At 73.3% G+C, this 22,383-nt stretch carries 14 protein-coding genes; 9 read left to right on the top strand and 5 right to left on the bottom strand.

The window, feature by feature from the left end:
• The first annotated feature begins 274 nt into the window (after nucleotides 1-274).
• The 7 genes from WMF20_RS01880 (at nucleotide 275) to WMF20_RS01850 (ending at nucleotide 9,981) form a co-directional block, all read left to right on the top strand.
• On the top strand, nucleotides 275-2,473 hold the full coding sequence (locus tag WMF20_RS01880; RefSeq protein WP_437610171.1) for a DUF362 domain-containing protein: 2,199 nt from the start codon (nucleotides 275-277) through the stop codon (nucleotides 2,471-2,473).
• A 117-nt stretch (nucleotides 2,474-2,590) separates the two neighbouring features.
• Nucleotides 2,591-3,247, top strand: coding sequence for a regulatory protein RecX (locus WMF20_RS01875; RefSeq protein ID WP_437610169.1), 657 nt, complete (start codon nucleotides 2,591-2,593; stop codon nucleotides 3,245-3,247).
• 100 nt (nucleotides 3,248-3,347) lie between these two features.
• Nucleotides 3,348-6,755 (top strand): ATP-binding protein, encoded by a 3,408-nt coding sequence (locus WMF20_RS01870; RefSeq protein WP_437610167.1) that lies wholly within the window; start codon nucleotides 3,348-3,350, stop codon nucleotides 6,753-6,755.
• A gap of 165 nt (nucleotides 6,756-6,920) precedes the next feature.
• Nucleotides 6,921-7,337 (top strand): GAF domain-containing protein, encoded by a 417-nt coding sequence (locus WMF20_RS01865; protein ID WP_129572743.1) that lies wholly within the window; start codon nucleotides 6,921-6,923, stop codon nucleotides 7,335-7,337.
• 63 nt (nucleotides 7,338-7,400) lie between these two features.
• Entirely contained in the window at nucleotides 7,401-8,615 is a 1,215-nt protein-coding gene (locus tag WMF20_RS01860; protein ID WP_272827628.1) for a radical SAM protein, read from the top strand.
• A 379-nt stretch (nucleotides 8,616-8,994) separates the two neighbouring features.
• Nucleotides 8,995-9,621: a hypothetical protein gene (locus WMF20_RS01855; protein ID WP_437610164.1), complete on the top strand. Its 627-nt coding sequence runs from the start codon at nucleotides 8,995-8,997 to the stop codon at nucleotides 9,619-9,621.
• Nucleotides 9,622-9,729: 108 nt separating this feature from the next.
• Nucleotides 9,730-9,981 carry a hypothetical protein gene (locus tag WMF20_RS01850; RefSeq protein WP_129572741.1) on the top strand — a complete coding sequence of 84 codons (252 nt, stop codon included), beginning with the start codon at nucleotides 9,730-9,732 and terminating at the stop codon, nucleotides 9,979-9,981.
• On the opposite strand, the gene WMF20_RS01845 is transcribed toward WMF20_RS01850, so the two are convergent.
• The 3 genes from WMF20_RS01845 to WMF20_RS01835 form a co-directional block, all read right to left on the bottom strand.
• Complete coding sequence (locus WMF20_RS01845) at nucleotides 9,982-10,935, bottom strand: S1 family peptidase (RefSeq protein WP_437610162.1); 954 nt, start codon at nucleotides 10,933-10,935, stop codon at nucleotides 9,982-9,984. It lies immediately after the preceding gene.
• 417 nt (nucleotides 10,936-11,352) lie between these two features.
• On the bottom strand, nucleotides 11,353-11,829 hold the full coding sequence (gene ribD / locus WMF20_RS01840) for a bifunctional diaminohydroxyphosphoribosylaminopyrimidine deaminase/5-amino-6-(5-phosphoribosylamino)uracil reductase RibD (RefSeq protein ID WP_437610160.1): 477 nt from the start codon (nucleotides 11,827-11,829) through the stop codon (nucleotides 11,353-11,355).
• Between the two features lie 818 nt (nucleotides 11,830-12,647).
• Nucleotides 12,648-12,836, bottom strand: a complete 189-nt coding sequence (locus WMF20_RS01835; RefSeq protein WP_437610158.1) for a hypothetical protein — start codon at nucleotides 12,834-12,836, stop codon at nucleotides 12,648-12,650.
• Between the two features lie 448 nt (nucleotides 12,837-13,284).
• Here WMF20_RS01835 and WMF20_RS01830 point away from each other — a divergent pair, with 448 nt between their 5' ends.
• Nucleotides 13,285-16,866: a PD-(D/E)XK nuclease family protein gene (locus WMF20_RS01830; RefSeq protein ID WP_437610156.1), complete on the top strand. Its 3,582-nt coding sequence runs from the start codon at nucleotides 13,285-13,287 to the stop codon at nucleotides 16,864-16,866.
• Between the two features lie 39 nt (nucleotides 16,867-16,905).
• Here the strand turns inward: WMF20_RS01830 and WMF20_RS01825 are convergent, their stop codons facing one another.
• Nucleotides 16,906-17,361: a GFA family protein gene (locus tag WMF20_RS01825; protein ID WP_437610154.1), complete on the bottom strand. Its 456-nt coding sequence runs from the start codon at nucleotides 17,359-17,361 to the stop codon at nucleotides 16,906-16,908.
• Between the two features lie 56 nt (nucleotides 17,362-17,417).
• Between WMF20_RS01825 and WMF20_RS01820 the strand changes: the two genes are divergently transcribed.
• Entirely contained in the window at nucleotides 17,418-18,608 is a 1,191-nt protein-coding gene (locus tag WMF20_RS01820; RefSeq protein WP_437610152.1) for an ABC transporter permease, read from the top strand.
• A gap of 33 nt (nucleotides 18,609-18,641) precedes the next feature.
• Here the strand turns inward: WMF20_RS01820 and WMF20_RS01815 are convergent, their stop codons facing one another.
• Complete coding sequence (locus WMF20_RS01815) at nucleotides 18,642-22,262, bottom strand: GAF domain-containing protein (protein ID WP_437610150.1); 3,621 nt, start codon at nucleotides 22,260-22,262, stop codon at nucleotides 18,642-18,644.
• Nucleotides 22,263-22,383: the final 121 nt, after the last annotated feature.

Raw genomic sequence — 22,383 nt, 5'->3', positions numbered from 1 at the left:
TCATGGCATGGGGAGCCGCGCCTCCGATCGCGCCGTCACGGCAGCGCGGCTTCCGGACAACAAGGAATCGAGGCTCGTCCTCTGTACGCATCCGGGCGGCGGATCCCTTCCCACCTTGCACGTCGCCCCGCCGGGTCGGTCGCCGGAGCGGGCGTCATCGTCCATCCCGCTCACGCGCTTCCAGACACGCATCCGGCGACAGCGCGGCAAGGCGCGAGCCCCTCGACGTTCTGCCTTCACCCGGGCGCCGTTTCGCTCCATCGTGCTCGCGAGGATGAACCGGACACCGACGATCCACGGCCGCCGAGCGCGGCGCTCTTCCTGCGCGATCGCGGCGCTCCCGGCGCTGCTCGCCCTGCTCTCGGGCTGCGACGACCGACATCCCCAGCCGGCCGGCGGCCCCGGCGACGGCGGGCCCGCCGCCGCGCAGCCGGCGCCCGACGCGGCGCCGCCGGCCTCGGTCGCCGCGCCCGCGCCGGCGGCGAGCGCCTCCTCGTTCGCCGCCGCCTCCGCGCACCCGGCCGTGCCCACGGCCGTGCCCGCCGCGTCGAGCGACGTCGTCGCGGGCGCCTCGCAGCGGTACGACGCCGGCCCCTCGGTGATCGCGTCGGACAGCATCGACGGCGCCGCCCTCCGGAAGCGGCACGTCGAGCGCCTCAAGGCCGACGGCTCGCCCGTCACCGTGCTCCGCGGCGAGGGTCCCCTGGAGCTCGGCAAGCGCATCTGCGAGGCGGTCGTGCCCCGCCGCCCCGCGGCGACCCCCGTGCTCCTCAAGCCGAACCTCTGCGGGTTCGACAGCGTGAAGGACCCGGCGAAATCGAAGGGCGACGACGGCGTGACCGGCCGCATCACCCAGCCGGAGTTCGTCCGCGGCGTCGTCCAGTGCCTCAAGGCGCGCGGGCACACGAAGATCACGATCGCCGAGGGCTGCGGCCACTCGCACAAGTTCTGGAAGGATCTCGTCCAGCGGACCGGCTACGAGGCGATGGCCGCGGAGGAGGGCGCCGCGCTCGTCGCCATGGACGACGACGGGGTCTTCGACGTCGCCGGCGACAGGCCCGGAAAGCCCCTCGCCATCCGCGGCATCGAGGCGAGCCACGTCCCGACGCTGCTCATGCCCAAGGTGCTGGCCGAGCACCTCGATCGCGGGCTGTTCCTGTCGCTCCCCCGGCTCAAGATGCACCGGTATTCGGTCATCTCGGCCGGCATCAAGGGCATGCAGGGCACGGTCATGCTGTCGGACAGCGCGCCGGCCTACAAGCAGAAGTGGCGAATGCACCGCGAGCTCAAGCCGTACCTGGACGCGAAGGCCGCCGGAAACGAGGACCGCGCGCTCTACCTGTCGTCGCTCCGCGCCTTCGCCGAGCGGATGGTCGACGTGCTCGAGCTCTCGACGCCGGACGCCGTGCTCGGCGACGGCGCGCCGGCGATGGGCGGCGACGGCTTCCAGCTCCTGCGCCCCACCGCCGAGATGGTGGCGGTCGGCGGCACGAACCCGGTGCGGGTCGACCGGGTGGTGGCCGAGCTCCTCGGCGTGTGGAACAGCCCGGCGCTCGCGCGCGAGCTCGGCGGCCACCGGACATCGCCGCTCATCGACGCGGCGGCGAAGCGCTTCGGGCTCGATCTCAAGGCGACCGAGATCACGGGAGACGGCGCCGACCTCCTGAAGGCCCCGAGGCCGGTCCACTACAAGGCGATGGCGCCCTTCCGGCTCGACTGGGAGCCCGGGCAGGCGCCCTTGCCGGGCGGCGGGCCCGCCAGGGGGTCAGAGCCCGCGCCGCCGCCCCCGCAGGCGGCGCCCGGGGGCGCGCCAGACGGCGGGACGGCCGCGGGCCCGGCGAAGCCGGAGGCGCGCGCGGCTCGGCTCCCGCCCGGAGAGCGGGTCGTGCTCGACGGGAAGGCGGACGACCCGGCCTGGGGCCGCGCGACGGCCGTCGCGTGGGACACCGATTACGCCGGCGAGCGCACCGGGTTCCCCACGCGGGCGCGCTTCCTCTGGTCCGAGGCGGGGCTCCACGCCCTCTTCGAGCTCTCGAACGCGGGGCTCGACACGGATCGATCGAAGCCGGTCGGCGAGGAGCGGAAGGGGCTTTACAGGGAAGACTGTATCGAGCTGTTCCTGACGCCCGATCCGGGCGCGCCGAAGCGGTACTTCGAGGTGGAGATCGGGCCGTTCGGCCACTTCTTCGATATCGCCGTCGACCGCGGCGCGCGCCTGGAAGACACGGCGTGGTCGAGCGGCGCGACGATCGCGGCGCGCCAGAGCGCGGAGGAGCGCACGGCCGTCATCGAGGCGCTGCTCGCGGCGCCGGAGATCGTGAAGGCGCTCGCCCCGAACGCGCGGCTTCCCATGAATCTTTACCGGATGGAAGGCAAGGAGCCGCGGCGCTACCTCGCGTGGAGCCCGCCCCGCACGAGCAAGCCGAACTTCCATGTCCCCGAGGCGTTCGGCGTGCTCGTGCTCGATCCCTGACCCGACCGCCGAGCGACGGGCCAGCGGGCGCCTGGCCGCGGCGGTCGCCGGGCCTGCCGGGCGCCGGGTCGAAGCGCGCTTGCAGCCCGCGCGGGCTGCGCCATCGTGCTCCCGCGCATGCCGATCATCACGGGGATCGTCCCCTCGCCGGACAAGCCAGGCCACGTCGTCATCCTTGTCGACGGGGTCGCCTTCGCCACGGTCCCCGAGGCGAGCGCCGCGGGCCTCGCGCCCGGGCAGGACAGCCCCGCCGCCGGGGCGGAGCCGCCCCGGAGGGCCGCCGAGGGCGAACAGAAGACCTACGAGCGGGCGCTGCGGCTCCTGTCGTTCCGGTCGCGGTCGGCCAGGGAGCTGGAGAAGCGCCTGATCGAGAAGGGCGAGCCCCGGGAGCACGTGGCGACCGCGATCGCGCGGCTCTCGGCGAACGGGCTCCTCGACGACGCGCGCTTCGCCGAGGCGAAGGCCCGCTCCGGCATCGTGGGCAAGCCGCGCTCGCGCCGCAGGATCGAGCAGGACCTGGCCCGCAAGGGCGTCGCGCGCGACGTGGCCGAGGCGGCGATCCGGCGGGTGATGGCCGACGAGGGGACCGATGAGCTCGCCGTGGCCGAACGGGCAGCGCGCAAGAAGCTCCGCTCCCTCTCTCGCCTCGATCCGATGGAACAGCGGCAGAAGCTCTACGCGTTCCTGGCGCGGCAAGGCTACGCGCCCGATGTCGTGCGCCGGGCGCTCCGCGCGGTGCTCGACGCGCCGCCGCCCGAGGGCGAGGACGCGTAGCGCGGCTGCCGCGTCCGCCGCGCCCCGGGCCGCCGATTCGCCCGGAGCGCACCGGTCTTTCTGCTCTTCTCTGGCCATCTTCCCCACGCTACAAGGAGCCATGTCGCTCAAGCAGGAGGGCCCGCCGCCCGATCGCGCGGACGCCCACGCCGTGCTCGCCGGCGGAGGAGAGATGGGCGCGCGCATGCGCGCGATCGACTGGTCGAAGACGCCGCTCGGCCCGGTCGCGTCGTGGCCGCAGAGCCTGAAGACGTGCGTGCGCATCATCCTGACCTCGCGCCAGCCGATGTTCGTCTGGTGGGGCGACGCGCTCATCAACCTCTACAACGACGCTTACAAGTCGATCGTCGGCGGCAAGCACCCCGAGGCGCTCGGACAGCCCGCGTCCGTGGTCTGGCGCGAGATCTGGGGCCAGGTCGGGCCGCGCGCCGCGTCGGCGATGCGCCGCGACGAGGGCACCTACGACGAGGCGCTCCTCCTCATCATGGAGCGGCACGGCTACCAGGAGGAGACGTATTACACGTTCTCCTACAGCCCGGTGCCCAACGACCAGGGCGGGACCGGCGGGATCATCTGCGCCAACACCGACGACACGCAGCGCATCATCGGGGAGCGGCAGCTGGCGCTCCTCCGCGACCTCGCGGCGCAGACCGCGAACGCGCGCTCGTGGGAGGACGCGTGCGCGCACGGCGCGCGCTCGCTCGCGACCGACGCCAAGGATATCCCGTTCGCGCTCATCTATGTCGTCGACGCCGACAAGCAGCGCATGCAGCTCGCCGGGACCACGGGGATCGAGCGCGGCCACGCCGCGGCCCCGGAGACGATCGCGCTCGCGGAGGGGTCGATCTGGCCGATCGCCGAGGCGCTGCGCGAGCACGAGGCCTGCCGGGTCGTCGAGATACCGCCCGACCTCCGGGATCTCCCGACCGGCGCGTGGTCGAGGCCCCCGGCGCGGGCCGCCCTGCTCCCGATCTCCCCGTCGGGCGAGACGGGGCGCGCGGGGGTCTTGATCGTCGGGTTGAATCCGTTCCGCCTCCTCGACGACGACTACCGCGGCTTCCTCCACCTCGTGGCCGGCCAGATCTCGGCCGGCATCGCCAACGCGCAGGCGTACGAGGAAGAGCGGCGGCGGGCGGAGGCGCTCGCCGAGCTCGATCGCGCGAAGACGACCTTCTTCAGCAACGTGAGCCACGAGTTCCGCACGCCCCTCACGCTGATGCTCGGGCCGCTCGAGGACGCGCTCGCGTCCTCGAAGCGGAGCCTGTCGGGCGCCGATCTCGACACCGCCTACCGCAACGCGGTCCGCCTCCTCAAGCTGGTGAACGCGCTGCTCGACTTCTCGCGCATCGAGGCGGGCCGGATCCAGGCGTCTTACGAGCCGAGCGACCTGTCCGCGCTCACCGCGGACCTCGCCAGCGCCTTCCGCTCCGCGATGGAGCGGGCGGGCCTCGCGTTCGAGGTCGACTGCCCGCCGCTGCCCGAGCCCGTCTATGTCGATCACGACATGTGGGAGAAGATCGTGCTCAACCTCCTCTCGAACGCGCTCAAGTTCACGTTCGAGGGCACGATCGCGATCTCGCTCCGCGCTCACGGCGATCGCGTCGACCTCACCGTGAGGGACACGGGGACGGGCATCCCGGATCACGAGCTCTCGCACCTGTTCAGGCGGTTCCATCGCGTCCAGGGGGCGCGGTCCCGCACGCACGAGGGGTCCGGGATCGGGCTCGCGCTCGTCCACGAGCTCGTCCGGCTGCACGGCGGGACGATCCAGGTCGCGAGCCAGGTCGCCCAGGGCACGTCCTTCACGATCTCCATCCCCCTCGGGACCGCGCACCTCCCGCAGGACCGCGTGAACGCCCGGCGCACGCTCGTGTCGACGGCGACGGGCGCGGCGCCCTTCGTGCACGAGGCGCTCCGATGGCTGCCCGGGGCGGAGCCCGACAACGACGTCGCTCCCCTCGCGCCGGCGGGGCTGACCTCGCCGGTGGACGCCGCGCTCGCGGCGGGCCCGGCGGCGCGGATCCTCCTCGCGGACGACAACGCCGACATGCGCGACTACGTCGGGCGCGTGCTGCGCGAGCGCTGGACGGTCGAGGCGGTCGCCGACGGCGTCGCGGCGCTCGAGTCGGCGCGCGCTTGCCCGCCCGATCTCGTGCTCACCGACGTGATGATGCCGAACCTCGACGGGTTCGGCCTGCTGCGCGCGCTGCGCGCCGACGAGCGCACGAGGAGCCTCCCGGTCATCATGCTCTCCGCCCGCGCGGGCGAGGAGTCGCGGGTCGAGGGGCTCGAGGCGGGCGCGGACGACTACCTCGCGAAGCCGTTCTCCGCGCGCGAGCTCGTCGCCCGGGTCGCCACGCACCTCCAGATCGCGCGCCTGCGGGCGGCGGCCGAGCGCGAGCGCGAGAAGCTGTACGACCTCTTCATGCAGGCGCCGGTCCCCATCGCGGTGTTCGTCGGCCCCGAGCACGTCTACGAGGTCGCGAACCCGCCGTACTGCGAGATGGTCGGCCGGGCGGAGATCGTCGGCAAGAGCGTGCGCGACGTGTTCCCGGAGCTCGGCGAGCACGAGGTGATCGCGACCCTGGATCGAGCGCTGAAGAGCGGTCAGCCGCTGCACATCATCGAGCTGAACATCCCGATCGTGCGCGGGGGTGTGGCGAGCGACGCCTTTTTCAACTACGTCGCGCAGCCGCTCCGCGACCCGTCCGGCGCCGTCACGGGCGTCATGGTGGTCGCCTTCGAGGTGACCGATCAGGTGCTCGCGCGGCGCCACATCGAGCAGCTGAGCCAGCACCGCGAGGAGCTCATCGCGGCGCTCGCGAAGACGAACCAGGAGCTCGATCAGTTCGCCTACGTCGCCTCGCACGACCTCAAGGCGCCTCTCCGGGGGATCGCGAACCTGTCGGAGTGGATCGAGGAGTCGCTCGCGGGGAAGATGGACGACGAGACGCAGGAGCAGATTCAGCTCCTGCGCGGGCGCGTGCGCCGCCTGGAGGCGCTCATCAACGGGATCCTCCACTACTCGCGGGCGGGGCGCGTGCGCGGCGGTCTGATCAGCGTCGATACCGGCCAGCTGCTCGCCGAGATCGTCGAGCTGCTCTCGCCGCCGGCGGGCGCCCGGATCGAGATCGCCCCCGGGATGCCGACGCTCGTCGCGGAGGTCGTCCCGTTGCAGCAGGTGTTTCAGAACCTCATCAGCAACGCCCTGAAGCACGCGCGCCGGAGCGACCCGCGCGTCGAGGTGACCTGCAAGGACGCCGGGGCCTTCTACGAGTTCGCCGTCAAGGACAACGGGCCCGGCATCGCGCCCGAGTACCACAGTCGCATCTGGGACCTGTTTCAGACGCTCGAGTCGCGCGACAAGGTGGAGGGCACCGGGATCGGGCTCTCGGTCGTGAAGAAGGTCGTGGAGAGCCGCGGCGGGAGCGTGGGCGTCACGTCGCACCCCGGCGAGGGAGCGACGTTCTTCGTGCGCTGGCCGAAGCGTGCGAAGGAGGAGGCGTAAGCGCGCGAGAAAATCGGTTCATGGGAGGAGGACCGCAAGGGCGCAAGGGACGCAAGGAACGCAAGTGGAAGCGAAGAACACGAGTCCATCTCTGTCCGTTGCGCCTCTTGCGGCCTTGCGGTCCTCGCGGTTGACGCGCGCGCCGCGCCGGTCGAGGGTGCGGGCATGCATGCGCGCCAAGCGTCGTTCGAGCCGTGGCTGCGGAGCTTCGTCGCCGAGAACGGGGGCATCGCCGGGACGGTGCACCTCGTCGAGGGCGACGCGCTCGCGCTGGCCGCGGCCGTGAACATCCCCGAGAAGGTGCAGGAGGTCACGCGCCGCGTCCCGCGCGGCAAGGGCATGGCCGGGCTCGCCTGGGAGCGCGGCCAGCCCGTGCAGACGTGCAACCTGCAGACGGACACGTCCGGCGACGTGCGGCCGGGCGCCAGGGCGGTCGCGGCGCAGGCCGCGGTGGCCCTGCCGGTGCGCGACGCCTCGGCGAGCGTGCGCGCCGTCGTGGGGATCGCGTTCGCCGGCGAGCGCGAGCTCGGCGAGGGCGAGCTCGCCAGGCTCGCCGAGGGCGCGGGCGCGCTGCCGGCCTGACCGTTCGCCCGGGGCGCCGGCCCTTGTCTTTCGCGGCGCCGATGCGAGGATGCGCGCCTCCCCATGGTGACGAACGGCCAGCGCGCCCCGGAAGCAGCGAAGGACGATCCGCTCGACCCCGGCTGCCGCCCGCACGTCCGCGCCGAGGACCTCGTGCGCGGCGCGGCGCCCGCGGCCGAGCGCGCCCCCGCCGAGCCCGTCGCGGGGGGCGCGCCGGGCGAGCCGCTCACGGCGAAGCTCGCCCGCCGCACGGCGCCGGGCGAGCTCTACGAGCGAGGGCCCGAGGAGGGGTATCTCCGGTGCACCGCGTGCGCGCATCGCTGCGTCCTCGCGCCGGGGCGCGCGGGCGCGTGCGGGATCCGCTTCGAGAAGGACGGCGAGCTCCGCGTCCCGTTCGGCTACGTCGCTCGCCACTACGTGCGATCGGTCGAGACGAACACGATCTTCCACGTGCGCCCCGGCGCGCGGTCGCTCACCTTCGGGATGTTCGGGTGCGACCTGCGGTGTCCTTATTGCCAGAACTGGAAGGTCTCGCAGGCGCTGCGCGAGCCCGAGGGCGACGGCGAGCCGATCGACATCAGCGCCGCGGATCTCGTCGAGACGGCCGTCGCCGCCGGCTGCGGGGTCCTCGCGAGCGCCTACAACGAGCCGATGATCACGGCCGAGTGGGCGCGCGCGGTGTTCACCGAGGCGCGGCGGCGGGGGCTCGTCACGGCGCTGATCTCGGACGGCAACACGACCCCCGAGGCGCTCGCGTACATGCGCCCGGTCACCGACGTGTTCCGCGTCGATCTGAAGGGGTGGAGCGCCGACCAGTACCGGACGCTCGGCGGCCGCGTGGAGCCCGTGCTCGCGGCGATCGGCGAGGCCCGCCGCCTCGGCTACTGGGTGGAGGTCGTGACGCTCGTCGTCCCGGGCTTCAACGACGAGGCGGCCGGCCTCCGCGCCCTCGGCGCCGAGATCGCCCGTGTCGATCCCGACATCCCCTGGCACCTCAACGCCTTTTACCCGCGTTACAAGATGCGCGATCGCCTGACGACCGACCCGGCGTTCCTCGTGGACGTGGCCGGCGTCGCGTACGCGCGCGGCATGCGGTACGTCTATGTAAGCAACGTGGCCGACCGCGTGCGCGAGCTCTCGCACACCCGCTGCCCGGGCTGTTACGAGGTCGTGGTGCGGCGGTTCAACTACGAGACGCAGGAGGTCCTCCTCTCCGGCGGCGCGTGCCCCGCGTGCGGGACGCGCGTGCCCGGCCTGTGGGGACCTGAGGCCGCGTAGCGCTGCCCCGCCGGCCGCGCCCGACCGGTGCGGCGCGCCCCGGGGCCGTCCCGGCGTATTGCCGAGAGGTTTCCATCTCGTTCCGCGAGAGGCCGAGTCCGGAGACCCGGGACTCCGCAGCGCATGTTGCGTCCGGACAGAACTCCTCCGATCGCGCCGGGCTCAATGCCGGGCTGGCCGAGCTGGCCGGGCAGCCCGGAGGACCGGCTGACGCGTAGTCCGGCTGACCTGCCCAGTCCGCTGCTCCGGCTGGCCGGACTGGCCGGCCATTTCAAGGGCCCAGTGGCCGGCCAGACCGGCCACTGCGAGTGCCCATTTCCGCCGGGAAAACGTCGAAGGATGGTTCTCGCCGCGGCGCCGCGTATGGTAATTTCTGAGCATGTCGTCGCCGTCCGAACGTCTTGCTCAGATCCTCAGCGAAGGCCGATTCGTCGCGACTCGCGAGCTCGGCGAAGAGTGCGCGGCGGAGCTCCACACGCGCGCCAAGGAGAGGTATCTCGCGCTGGAGGCGACGATACCTCGGTTCCAGAGCAGCATGAGCCGCAAGCTCTTCGAGCTCGGCCCGCCGGTGCTCGCGATCTACCAGGCGCTCCTGCACGACCTCGGCGTGGACCGGGGGCCGGCCCTGCGCCTCGCCGAGGACATGCTGCTCGCGTTCTACCGCAAGCAGCTGAACCGGAGCCCGCTCCTCGGCGCCGCGATGGATATCGTGTTCCGGCTGAAGCCCGCGCAGCGCCTGATCATGAAGAGCGTGCTCCCGGGCTCGCCGGGCGGCCCCCGCCTCGCCAGGGTCGGCGACGCCGGCGCGCGCCTCGCCTTCGGCGCGCGCGAGTGCCCGCTCGTGACCTTCGCGCGGCGGCACGGCGCGCCGGAGATCGTCGCCATGATCGGCCAGCTCGACGACCTCAAGGCGAGTGCGCCCCGCGGCATCGAGCTTCGCCGCACCGCCGCGCTCGACATGGGCGCCGCGCGCGGCGGCCTCCGGTACGTGATGGTGAAGAAGTAGCGCTCCCCGCCCGGGCGCCCCGCTCGGGCGTCGTCGCCCCTCCGCCCCTCCGGCGCCGACCGCCTCTCCCTCCGTCTACCTCATCGCTACCTCATCGCGAAGGGCCAGGTGATCTTGCAGGAGATCGGCTTCCTCTCTACCGGCGCCGGGAAGCTCGCCGCCGACCGGCTGGCGCGGCCGCCGATCCCGGACGCCGTGCTCCGCCAGATCGCGGTCGCGACGGGCCGCCCGCTGGCGTACACGTGCACGCCGCCGGGCTCGGGCTACCGCACCGGCGTCGATCGCGACGAGGACGGCTTCCTCGACGGCGACGAGCGGAGCGCCGGCAGCGACCTGGCGGCCCCCTCGGACACGCCCTGATCACTGCTCCGCCCCATCGTCGCCGGAAGCGCAGTCCGGGTCGGGCGGGGACACGCAGGCGAGCGCGCACACGCCGTCGGCGCCGCAGTGTCGGTCGGCGCAGTCCGGGTCGACGAGATTTGGGCCGACATCGCAGGACGGCTCGCAGAAGCCGTCCGCGCGGCATGGATTGTCCGCCTCGAACTCGTCGATCGTCGGCTGGATGAACCGGGAGATCTGGTCGTAATCGGTGCGCGCCTGCACCCCGTCCAGGGTGCAGGGGTCGTCGCCGAACGACGTCACGCCGGCGTGGCGCTCGACGCCCCGCCGCACGAGGAACGCCGGACCTCCGGAGTCGCCGGCGCACGTGTTCATGGCGGGGACCTGGTAATAGAACTGGGTCGCGTCGATCGTCCCTGGCGTCCCGCCGACCTGGGCAGGGCCGATCGCCAGGATGGGAAACGTCACGGCGCGTCGCATGCCGAACCCCGTCCCGGCGACCCCGTCGGAGACGCCATAACCGACGAAGGTGTAGTCTGGCCCGATGTACCAGCCGTTGTTTCCCATCGACTCGCGCAGGAGCGGCGCAGGCTGCACGGGCGCGTCGCTCTCCAGCTTGAGGAGGGTGAGATCGTTCTGGAGGGTGCCCGGGTCGTACCCGGGGTGGCGCCTCGACGTTTCGACCGGCACGCTCGCCGAGCGCCGCCCGAGGTTCGTGCCGAAGAAGACCCGCGTGAGCCCGCCGTAGCAGTGTCCCGCGGTGATCACGGTGCGCCGGGAGATCACGGTCCCGCTGCAGTACGCCCGGCCGCGATTGCCCACGCCCACGACATAGGCGTGCGCAGTGTCCACGGCGCCTCCGACGATGCGCTGTCGGGACGTGAGCAACGGTTGCTCGCCCTCGCCCCCAGCAGGCGTAACCGCGCAGCCGAGCCCGCCGAGGCACACGATCGCGATCGGGATAGCATTCTTCATACTGCCACCTTTCCGTCTACAAATGATGTCTACAACGGCCATGTCGTGAGGACGCACACAGTCTTTGCGCCACCCGGGCCCACGGGTGGGCGGATGACATAACAAGCGTGGTGCCAGCGCCGTGCGCGGCGCGCCTCCGCGCCTATGAGCCGGATCCGCGCGCGGCGGGGGCCTGGAAATGGCGCGCGAGCGGGGGATCTCGCCGGGTCGCGTCCTGGAATGGCGCGCGAGCGGCGAGATTCGCCGGGCGCTTGGCCGCGGCGTGTACGGCCGGGAGGTTCATGAGGTGAGAGGGGTCGCGGCGCCGCGCTCGCCAGGGGGGCACGCGGGTCTTGGACGCCTGGGGTACGCGGCGGCCGCCGCTTGCGGGGGTGTCGGCGGTGCCGGTGCGCGGGTCGGCGGTGCCGGTGCGCGGAGTCAGGACGTCGGCGTCGCTCGAGCGGCCGCGGCGCTGCGGTCCGCCATGCTCGCGACGTAGGCGCGGTTGAGCTCGCGGCACGCGAGCTCGCGGACGCCGATCGTGACCTCGATCCCGGCGCTCTCGAGCAGGGCCGCGCCCTTGCCGGAGACGAGGGGGTTCGGGTCGATCATCCCGATCACGACGCGCCGGACGCCGGATCGGAGGAGCGCGTCGGTGCAGGGCGGGGTCCGGCCGTGGTGGCAGCACGGCTCGAGGTTGACGTAGAGGGTGGCGCCCTCGGCGCGGCCGGCGAGCTTGCGGAGGGCGTCGACCTCGGCGTGGGCCAGCCCGGCTCGCTCGTGGAACCCCTCGGCGAGGACCTCGCCGCCGCGCACGATGACCGAGCCGACCATCGGGTTCGGCGCGGTGCGCCCGGCGGCGCGCCCTGCGAGCTCCAGGCAGCGATCCATCCAGCGAAGGTCGACGTCGTTCATGCCGGCCCCGGGGCACGGCGGTCCATGAAGGGGCGGAGGGGTGGCCCCGCCGCGGCAGCGCACAGCATGACGCGGCGAGTATAGCGGAGGGCGGCGGGCGAGGTAGCGACCGTGAGCGAGCTCGCCCGCTCGCCGGGTCCGCGGCAGCGGCGCCGCCTTCGGCCGGCAACCGCCTCGCCCTGGGGCGCGTCGCGTCGGGAGGCTGGGCCCGGGGCGCCGGCGAGAGGGGGCGCGAGGGGCTGGCGGAAGGCGGCGGAGGGGGGCATCTCCAGCGCGGAGACGGGTGCGACCCATGTTTTTGTGGAGGCACGTCCACCGGGAGACGGTGCCACCCATGTTTTTGTGGAGGCACGTCCACCGCGGAGATGGGTGCCACCCATGTTTTTGTGGAGGCACGTCCACCGGGAGACGGGTGCCACCCATGTTTTGTGGAGGCACGTCCACCGCGGAGATGGGTGCCACCCATGTTTTTGTGGAGGCACGTCCACCGGGAGACGGGTGCCACCCATGTTTTTGTGGAGGCACGTCCACCGCGGAGATGGGTGCGACCCATGTTTTTGTGGAGGCACGTCCACCGGGAGACGGGTGCCACCCATGTCCGGCGTGGACGAGCCGGCTCCCCCGGATGGGTTCACGGCGTGCCGCGCGCCCCGAGCGGGGGCGCCCGGACGGCTCCGGCCCTCCTGGCGGGGGCTCTTCGACGGGGTCTCGCGAGCTCGTCAGCCATCTCGACGTCGACGCGCTCGTACCATTCCTTCGCATGCTGCCCAACGATGTCAGCAAGCCCTCGTTGGGCGGAGCTATCGCCCATCGCCTCGTCACGAGGCTTTGCGAACGAGCGTCACCTCGCGCGGTGGCAGCCGTACGATCTTCCGCTCCCTCTTGGCCTCGCGCGCCTTGAGCGCCTTGAGCGCCTCGGCGAGCTTATCGATATCATATTCGTACTGCTTGGCGATGGCGTCGCGGGTAGCACGAACCTCGTCGATGATGGAATCGGAATAGCGCATGATGTTACTCCTCCACGAGCTCCAGAAGCGTGCAGATAATCGGAGGCTCGAAGCGGCCAACGCGATCGATCGGCTGCTACATGAACCGGTACTCCAGCCGTTCGGCCGCCGGCGCTCCGGTCCGTCGAGCCGCACGGATTGCACCCAGGACGCCGCGCCCGTGCGGCCGAAACCAGGGCGAAGCTCGCGTGTGCATGCTCAATCGACGAGGTGGCGAGGCTCTCGCGCGTGGTGACGTACGCCGAGCAGCCGTCGAGGCCAAGCAGCTCGCGCGCCTCCGCCGGTAGCCTCGACGGGCCCGAAGCCGGCGACCTCGGCCGGCCCCGCGCCAGCGCCGTCCCGCTCGGCGGCGGGTTTCCTCCACCGCCGTTCTGCTTCACACTCCCGGCCTGCACCGTCGTGCAGCGGTCTCTGTCGCCGCGGCCTCCGCCGCCTCCCCCAGCGCCCCGTGCCCCACGCCGTCATCACCTCGCCAAGCGCCGCCGCCCGCCTCGATCGCGCCGTGGGCTGGCTGCGCCGCCGGCGCCCCGCGGAGCGCGTGCTCCTCGTCGGCGCGTCGGTCGAGGCCGTGAGCGAGCTCGCCCGCGCGTCGATCCGCGGCCGCCGCGCCACCTTCGGCTGGCACCGGCTCACCCTGGGGCGCGTCGCCGCCGCGCTCGCGATGCCGGCGCTCGCCGCGCGCGGCCTCGTCCCGGCCAGCGCCCTCGCGATCCAGGCGCTGTGCGCCCGCGCCATCGACGGGCTCGCGCAGGATGGGCTGCTCGGCCGCTTCGCCCGCGTCGCGGATCGGCCCGGGCTGCCGCGCGCCGTGGCGCGGACGCTCGACGAGGTGCGGCTCGCCGGCGTCGCTCCGGACGCGCTCGCGCCGGCCGATCTCGACCGCATCGCCCACGCCTTCGACGCCGCCCTGGACGCGGCCGGGCTCGCCGATCGCGCGCTCGTCCTGCGCCTCGCGGCCGAGCGCGCCCGGGCCGACGACGGCGGCGACCCGCGCGCGAGGCACCCGCTGCTCGGGCTGCCGATGCTCCTGCTCGACCTGCCGGTGCGGTTCGCGCTGGAGCGCGAGCTGATCGAGGCGCTGGCCGCACGCTCGCCCGACGCGCTCGCCACCGTGCCCGCCGGCGACGCCGCGTCGCTGCGCCACCTCGAGGCCGCGCTCCGGTCGCCGTCGCGGCGGATCTCGCTGACCGCGGTCTCGGCCGCGCACGACGGCGCCGGCGCGGCCAACGGCGCGGGCGGCGACGCGGATGACGCGGACGGCGCGGACGACGGGCCGCTGCCGGCCGCGCCCAGCACCTCGCTCGCGCGCCTGCAGGAGCACCTGTTCGATCCGCTGACCGACGAGGCCCCGGGGCTCGGCGACGAGGTGGAGATCCTCTCCGCGCCCGGGGAGAGCCGGGAGTGCGTGGAGCTCGCGCGCATCGCGCTGCGCGAGGCCGGACGCGGCGTGCCGTTCGAGCGGATGGCGATCCTCCTGCGCGCGCCCGAGCAGTACCGCGCGCACCTCGTCGAGGCGCTGCGCCGGGCCGGGATCCCCGCGTACTTCGCGCAGGGCTCGGTCCAGCCCGATCCGGCGGGCCGGGCGCTGCTCGCGCTGCTCGCGTGCGCGGCCGAGCACCTCTCGGCGTCGCGCTTCGCCGAGTACCTCTCGCTCGGGCAGGTGCCCGACGCCACGCCCGCGGGCGAGCCGCCGCCGGCCGCGTCCGAGGCCGACCGGTGGGTGCCGCCGGACGACGACTTCTTCCCCGCGCTCCTGCGCGGCGAGCTCGACGAGGGCGCGGAGGAGCTCGGGGACGCGCTGGCGCTCGGAGATGAAGAGGAGGTGCCCTCCGGCGGCGGCGCGCTGCCCCACGCAGGCACGCCGGAACCGCGGGGCGCGCCGGAACCGACGGGCGCGCCGGAATCGCACGCCGCGCCGGGCACGCCGGAATCGCCGGGGGCGCCGGCCTCGCACGCCGCGCCGGGCGCTCCGGCTCCGCAGGCCGCGCCCGGCGGCGACCGCGACGCCCCCGTGCAGGACGGCACCCTGCGCGCCCCGCGGCGCTGGGAGCGGATCCTCGTCGACGCGGCCGTGATCGGCGGGCTCGACCGGTGGAAGGCGCGGCTCTCCGGCTTCGAGCGCGAGCTCCGGCAAGAGCTCGCGCGCGCCCCGGAGGAGCGCGACGCCGCGCGCATCGCGCGGACGCTCGCCGACCTCTCGGCCCTGCGCGACTTCGCGCTGCCGCTCCTTTCGGCGCTGCCGAGCCCGGGCGAGCGAGCGACGTGGGGCGCGTGGCGCGACCGGCTCTCGGCGCTCGCGACGCGCGCCCTCCGGCACCCCGAGCGGGTGCTCGCGGTGCTCGCCGAGCTCGCGCCGATGGCCGACGTGGGCCCCGTGGACCTCGGCGAGGTGCGCCTCTGCCTCGCGCACCGGCTCACCGACCTCGTGCTGCCCCCGGCCGCCCGCCGCGACGGGCGCCTCTTCGTGGCGCCGATCGAGGCCGTCCGCGGGCGCTCGTTCGACGTGGTCTTCGTGCCCGGGCTCGCCGAGCGGATCTTCCCGCAAAAGGTCGTCGAGGACCCGATCCTCCGCGACGCGCTCCGCCGGGCGATCGCCGGGGGCGCCTCCGGCCTCGACACGAGCGACGACCGGGTGGCGCGCGAGCGCCTCGCGCTCCGGCTCGCGGTCGGCGCGGCCCGCCGCAAGCTCGTCGTGTCGTACCCGCGCGTCGACATGGACCAGTCGCGGCCGCGGGTGCCGTCGTTCTACGGGCTCGAGCTCCTGCGCGCGGCCGAGGGCAGGCTGCCCGGCTTCGGCGAGCTCGAGCGCCGCGCCGAGCAGGGCGGCGCCGCGCGCATCGGCTGGCCCGCGCCCGCGCGGCCCGAGGACGCCATCGACGCGGCGGAGCACGACCTCGCGCTCCTGGAGACGCTCTTCAGCCTCCCGGAGGACCGGACCATCGGCACGGCGCGCTACCTGCTCAGCGCGAACCCGCACCTCGCGCGGGCGCTCCGGTTCCGGGCCCGGCGCTGGATCCCGGCGTGGACGAGCGCCGACGGGCTGTTCAAGCCGGCCGCCGAGGCGCGCGAGGCGCTCGCGAAGCACGCGTTCGGGCGCCGGTCGTTCTCGCCGACCGCCCTCCAGCACTTCGCCGCGTGCCCCTACCGGTTCTTCCTCTACGCCGTGCACAAGCTCGCGCCGCGCCCGGCGCCGGAGGCGATCGAGGAGCTCGATCCGCTCCAGCGCGGCCGGCTCGTGCACGACGTGCTCTACGAGGTGCTTGTCGCGCTGCGCGACGCGGGCAAGCTGCCGGTGAGCGTGGCCTCGCTCGACGAGGCGCGGGCCGAGCTCGATCGGGCGCTCGACCGCGTGGCCGCGCGCTACGCCGACGAGCTCGCGCCGGCGATCCAGCGCGTCTGGGACGACGGCATCGCGTCGGTGCGGGCCGATCTCCGCGAGTGGCTGCGCCGCGCCGCGGAGGACCGCGACTGGGAGCCGATCCATTTCGAGCTGTCGTTCGGGCTGCCGCGCCGCTTCGCCACCCGGGATCCGGGGAGCTCGGACGAGCCGGTGGCGCTCGACTGCGGGGTCAAGCTCCGGGGATCGATCGACCTGGTCGAGCGCAGCGTGTGGGGCGCGATGCGGGCGACCGACTACAAGACGGGCAAGGCGCGGGCGCCGCGCGACGCGGTCGTGAGCGGCGGGGGCACGCTCCAGCCGGTCCTCTACGCGCTCGCACTGGAGAAGCTCATGCCGCCTGGGGCGCAGGTCGAGTCGGGGCGGCTCTATTACTGCACGTCCGCCGGCGGCTTCACCGAGGTGCCGATCTACCTGGACGCGCGGGCCCGCGAGGCGGCCGCGCAGGTGGCGGGGATCATCGGCGACGCGATCGACAGGGCGGCGCTCCTGCCGATGCCGGCGGAGGGGGCGTGCGCGCAGTGCGATTACCGGCCGGTGTGCGGGCCGTACGAGGAGCTCAGGACCGGGAAGATCAAGCGGCGCGACATCGACCAGCGCCGGCGGCTGGAGCAGCTCCGCAGGCTGGCGTGAGCGCGGGTATCGCGCTCGGGCGCGCGTTCAGGGTGCCAGTCACCCGCGCTCGCGAGGAGCCGGCGGCGCGCTCGGGGCGCCGGCGACCCACGGCGGATCTCCCCCGTGCTGCTCCGTGCCCGAGAGCGGCGGCAGCCACGGCTCGCGGCGCTGGATCCAGATCTCGAAGCTCGGAGCGAGATCCGTCGGAGCGTCGTCCAGACATCCCAGCTTGATCTCGACCTCGCCCTCCGCCTCCCGCGGAGAGAACAGCCGCGACCCGCACGTCGGGCAGAAGCTGCGCCCCTCCCAGCACCTCGTCTCGCCGGTGAACGTGAAGCTCGACCACGGCCACACCGCGAACGGCATGAAGACGCTGCCGGTCTCCTTCCTGCACGACGTACAGTGGCAGAGCCCCACGCGCACAGGCTCGCCACGGAGCTGAAACCTCACGGCGCCGCAGGCGCAGCTGCCGCTCCGGACACGCTCGGATCCAGCTCGCAGTTCGCCTCCCATCGCGCGGTCTTGGCCCATCGTAGCCAGCGCCGCGCTCGCGTTCTATACACTTCGTCATGGTCAAGAAGATCGCTCTGCCCTGCGCCCTGCTCGCGCTCGGAGCGGCGGGCAGCGGTTGCAATCTCATCTTCGGCATCGAGCCCGGCACGGACGCGACCCCCTCCTCGTCCTCGACGACGGCCCCCTCGGCGACGGCGACCACGGGCTCCGGGGATGGCGGCTCGGCGCAGGCCACGTCGGGCGCCGGCGGCTCCGGTGGCGCCGATGGGGCGGGCGGGCGCGCGCCCTCGTGCCCTCCATCGAGCTGCACCGCGGGAGAGTGCCCCGTGACGCAGATGCCAGGGGTGCTCGGGTCCAACCCGAAGGGCATGGCGGTCACCCGGGATGTCGTGCTGATGGCCAACAACGAGGCCATCGTCGCCATCCCGAAGGATGGCGGGGCCGCGCGCACGCTCCCTGGCACCCTCGGATTCGGCGACACAACCTGGGTCACCTACTCGGGCGGACAGCTCTCGTGGATGAACTGGAGCAACGGAGACGTGCTGGGGATCTCCATCGATCCGCCGAGCTCGAGCCCGATCCGGATCGCGGCGGTCCCTCGGCAGGAGGACGAGGACGTCATTCCGGGCTTCGGCCGGATCGCCTCGTTCGGCGACAGCGTTTACTGGGCGACGCAGACGCCCGGGGCCGTGTGGCGGGCCAAGGCGGACGGCAGCCAGGCGATCGCCGAGCAGGTCGCCGCCAGCGACCACCCGATCGGCGTCGCCGTCGACGCGACGCACGTCTACTGGTCGGATTACTGGGCGAGCCAGATCCTGCGCAAGACGAAGGAGCCGCTCGGCGACACCGCCGAGGTCTTCGCGGAGACGAACGGCAACCCGACCGAGATCGTCCTCGCGGGCGGCGTCGTGTACTGGGTGACCGACAACACCGGCGCAGTCCAGTCCAAGGCGACGGACGCGGCGCCGGGCGCCCCGCCCTTCACGACCACGGTCGACGCTCAGGCCGTCGCCAAGTCGCTCGCGGTGGACGACGAGTTCGTCTACTGGACCGTTTACGTGAACGGCGAGGGGCAAGGCGAGGTGCGCAGGGCGCACATCGGCATGGGGGACACGGTCACCCTCACGACCGGACAGCCGTACTTCTTCGAGATCGCCGTCGACTGCGGGTTCATCTACTGGAACGTCAACGACCTGGAAGCCGAAGAGGACGCCGTGGTGTTCCAGATGCCGAAGCCCTCGAACTGAGCGCGTCCCCGCGCCGCCGCGATCGCGAGCGCGTTACGCGGCGCCCTGCGCCTCTTCCCGCTTGGGCCACGTGAACCGGAAGGTCGCGCCGCTCTTGCCGTCCGACTCCACCCAGGCCCGCCCGCCGCGGCTCTCCACGATCTTCCGCACGATGGCAAGGCCGATCCCGGTGCTCTCCACCTTGTCCCGCGCCTGCAGCGTCTGGAACATCCCCCACACCTTCTCCTGAAACGCAGGCGCGATGCCAGGCCCGTTGTCCGACACCGAGAACTCGTATCGATCGCCCTCCTCCCGGGCGGACACGGACACCGCCGCGTCCTCGCGGCCAGCGTGCTTGAGCGCGTTCGTGATCAGGTTCATCAAGACCTGTTGCAGCGGCACCCGGTACGTCCGCAAGGTCGCGGGCGGCACGTCGAGCGTGACCCGCGCAGGCGGCTTGGGGGCGATGAGCTCGACCACCTCCCGCGAGAGCTTCTCGATGTCGATGCTCTCCGGCTTCTCGCGGAACCTCGTGGCGCGGGAGTAGGCCAGGATGCCCTCGATCAGGGCCTCCATGCGCCGCACGCGGCCGCGCAGCATCTCCATCTGCTGGCGCGTGTCGGCGGTGAGCTTGTCCGACAGGTCCTCCTCGATCCACTGGGCGAGGCTCGCGATGCCGCGGAGCGGCGCCTTCAGATCATGGCTCGTCACGTACGCGAACTGGTCGAGCTCGGCGTTGGTGCGCTCCAGCGCGCGGATGAGCGACTGCGCCTCCCGGAACAGCCGGGCGTTGTCCATCGCCACCGCCGCCTGGGCGGCGAGGCCGACGGTGATGCGCTCGGAGCGCTCGGTGAAGACCCCCGGCTTCGGGTGGCCGAAGAACATGCCGCCGATGACCTTGCCGCTCCGCGAGACCACGGGGACGGCCAGGTAGCTCGCGACGGGTAGGTGCCCCTCCGGCAGGCCTCGATGAGGAGGGCTCTTGCCGTAGCGCGGATCCCGGGTCACGTCGTCGATGCGGATCACGCCCTCTCCGCCGAACGTGGGCGCGAACAGCGCCGTACTGCGCGGCATCGGGAAGCGCGAGAAGGCCTCCCTCGGCGCCCCCGAGAGCGCATACAGCATGTAGCTGCCGCTCTGCGCGTCGCTCACGTTGTAGAAGAACGCGCCGAACTCCGCGCCGGAGAGCTTCGTCCCCGCGTCGGTGACCGACTGGACGAGCGCGTCGAGCTCGAGCTCCGCCGACAGCACCTGCCCCACCTCGTGGAGCGTCTCGAGCACCTCGGCGTGCTCTCGCGTGAGCCGCTCCGCCTCGCGCTGCTGGCTGATATCCATGTTGCAGCCCACGTACTCGCGCACGCTGCCGTCCGTGGCGCGGACCGGCGCCGCGCGCGCCACCGTGTAGGCATACGTGCCGTCCCGCCGGCGGAGCCTGTACTCGGCTTCGTACACGGCGCCGCGCGCCGTCGCGTCCGCCCAGGCCCGCATCATCGCCTCCCGATCGTCGGGGTGGACCGCCCGCAGGAAGCCCCTCTGCAGGTACTCGGCCTCTTCCTGGCCCGTGAACTCGAGCCAGCTCGGCGAGCTCTCGACGATCGTCCCCTCCGGCGTGGCCGTCCACACGACGGCGGTGGTCGCCTGGACCAGCGTCCGGAGGCGCGCCTCGCTCGTGGCGAGCTCGATCGCGAGCTGCTCGACGTGGCGGCGCGCCAGCACCTGGTCGGTCACCTCGAAGGCGAACGCCATGACGCCCTCGGTGCCGCCGTCCGGCGCGCGCATCGCCTGGTAGACGAAGTTGAAGAAGCGCTCTTCCTCCGGTCCGGCGCCGCCGCGGCGCAGGCGGAGGGGGACGGACGTGCCGACGTAGGGTTGACCGCTCCGGTAGACCCCGTCCAGGAGCTCGAAGATGCCTTGGCCGTGGAGCTCGGGGAGCGCCTCCCGGATCGGACTGCCCATCACCTCTCGGCCGCCGAGGATGTCTCGATACGTCGGGTTCACCAGCTCGAAGACGTGCTCGGGGCCCCGCAGGATGCAGATGCCGGCCGGCGCCTGGTTGAACAGGCCCGCGAGCTGCTGGCGAGACGCGTCGACCTGCTGGAACAGCCTGGCGTTGTCGATCTGCAAGGCCACGCGGTTCGCGAGCTCCTCGGCGAGCGCGACGTCCGCCTCGCTGAAGCGCCGGCCCGACTCGGCGTGGACCAGCGTGAGCGCCCCGATGTTCCGTTCGCGCCCCCGGAGCGGGACGACGACGTAGGACCTGAGGCCCAGCGACCGGATCAGGCGCAGGTGCTCCGGGCCCATCGCGGCGGACTCGAGCATCGAGTCCGGGATGTCGGCCATCCACTCGGGGCGACCGGTGCGGATGACCGCCGGCACGCCGGTGGGGGCGTCGAGCCGGGGCGGGGACATCGCCCGCAGGCGCTCGCCCAGCTCGATCTTCGCCGGGTCGCAGTGGTGAACGGCCACGCGCTCGACGGTGTCGCCGTTCAGCATGTCGACGGCGCACCAGTCCGCCAGCGTGGGCACCGCGAGGTGGGTCAGGTGCGCGAGCCGCGCCCCGACGTCGAGCGAGTTCGAGAGCACGGCGCCCGCCTCGCTCAGCAGGCGCAAGGTCGCCTGCTGCCGCTCGAGCTCGGCCGCGAGCATCTCCGCGCGCGCCCGGGCCTCGCGCTCCTGCTCGAGCAGGCGCGCCCGGTCGAGCGCCGACGCGCACTGCGCGGCCACGCTGAGCAAGAACTCGCGCTCTTCATCGGTCCACGCCCGCGCGGCCGCGAACGAGAACGAGAGCCCGCCGAGCAGCGCTCCGTGGGCGACGATCGGCAGGACGGCGAGCGCCTGGATGTCGTCGCGAGCAGGCCTCAGCGCCGCGAGCTCGGGGTACGCCGCGTGCAGGCTCTCCTGCGTGTCCACCCAGATCGGGCGGCGTAGCCGGAGCGCCTCCGAGAGCGGCAGTCGGGCGTCGAGGGGCACGGTCGCGTAAGGGCTCGCGCGCTGCTCTTCCAGCCCCGAGTAGCCGATCAGCGTCGCGGCCCCGACCGCCTCGCCCGCCGCGTACATCATCGTCGTCGAGGCGCCGAGCACGCGGTGGATGTCGCGGACGACGGCGGAGGCCATCTGTTCGACCGTCATCGCACCGCTCAGCGCGGAGCTGACCGCGAGCAGCGCCTGCGTGAGCCGGGCGCTGCGATCGAGCTCCTCGAGGCGCCGCGAGAGCTGCGCGGCGAGCTCGCCGCGCTCCGCCTCGACCTGCTTCAGGCGGGAGATGTCGGCGAACACCGAGATCCCCCCCTCGAGCTCGCCTCCGGGCCCGAGGATCGGCGCGGCGCTCCCGAGGACCACGCCCCGCGTCCCGTCGAAGCGCTGGATCCGGGTCTCCTCGCTCTCGATGACCTGCCTCGCAGACATCGCGCGCGCCATCGCCCAGTCGGTGGCCTCGTACGGGCGGCCGTCCTCGTGGAAGGCGCGATACAGTGTCCAGTCCCGCATCGACTCGGTCGAGGCGCTGCCGGCCCAGATGCGCTCCGCCGCCCGGTTGTGCAGGACGAGCTTCCCGGAGGCGTCGCAGATGATGACGCCGTGCGGGCCTTGCTCGAGCAGCGCGTTGAGCCACCCGCGATCACGGGAAGCCACGACGCGGAGCCGCTCGAGCTCGCGCTTCAGGGCTTCGATGTCCATCGAGTCGACGCTGATCGAGGGCCCGGAAGGCGGGCGGGGGTGCGCGGAGGTTCCCATAGAGTGACCGCAACCGGAGGCTCGGGGCGGGGCCGAGGCGTCGCCCGGTCGGGTATCGGCCGGA

Origin of the sequence: Sorangium sp. So ce834, from assembly GCF_051521425.1 — a bacterium.
Classification (GTDB): domain Bacteria; phylum Myxococcota_A; class Polyangia; order Polyangiales; family Polyangiaceae; genus Sorangium; species Sorangium cellulosum_D.
This window is presented reverse-complemented; position numbering and strand designations above follow the sequence as displayed.

Excerpts from the sequence above, each read along its gene's own strand:
- WMF20_RS01845 (WP_437610162.1), bottom strand. The coding sequence starts at position 10,935 with ATGAAGAATGCTATCCCGATCGCGATCGTGTGCCTCGGCGGGCTCGGC.
- WMF20_RS01865 (WP_129572743.1), top strand. The coding sequence starts at position 6,921 with ATGCATGCGCGCCAAGCGTCGTTCGAGCCGTGGCTGCGGAGCTTCGTC.
- WMF20_RS01815 (WP_437610150.1), bottom strand. The coding sequence starts at position 22,262 with ATGGACATCGAAGCCCTGAAGCGCGAGCTCGAGCGGCTCCGCGTCGTG.
- WMF20_RS01860 (WP_272827628.1), top strand. The coding sequence starts at position 7,401 with ATGGTGACGAACGGCCAGCGCGCCCCGGAAGCAGCGAAGGACGATCCG.
- WMF20_RS01870 (WP_437610167.1), top strand. The coding sequence starts at position 3,348 with ATGTCGCTCAAGCAGGAGGGCCCGCCGCCCGATCGCGCGGACGCCCAC.
- WMF20_RS01835 (WP_437610158.1), bottom strand. The coding sequence starts at position 12,836 with ATGCGCTATTCCGATTCCATCATCGACGAGGTTCGTGCTACCCGCGAC.
- WMF20_RS01855 (WP_437610164.1), top strand. The coding sequence starts at position 8,995 with ATGTCGTCGCCGTCCGAACGTCTTGCTCAGATCCTCAGCGAAGGCCGA.
- ribD (WP_437610160.1), bottom strand. The coding sequence starts at position 11,829 with ATGAACGACGTCGACCTTCGCTGGATGGATCGCTGCCTGGAGCTCGCA.
- WMF20_RS01875 (WP_437610169.1), top strand. The coding sequence starts at position 2,591 with ATGCCGATCATCACGGGGATCGTCCCCTCGCCGGACAAGCCAGGCCAC.
- WMF20_RS01880 (WP_437610171.1), top strand. The coding sequence starts at position 275 with ATGAACCGGACACCGACGATCCACGGCCGCCGAGCGCGGCGCTCTTCC.
- WMF20_RS01820 (WP_437610152.1), top strand. The coding sequence starts at position 17,418 with ATGGTCAAGAAGATCGCTCTGCCCTGCGCCCTGCTCGCGCTCGGAGCG.
- WMF20_RS01825 (WP_437610154.1), bottom strand. The coding sequence starts at position 17,361 with ATGGGAGGCGAACTGCGAGCTGGATCCGAGCGTGTCCGGAGCGGCAGC.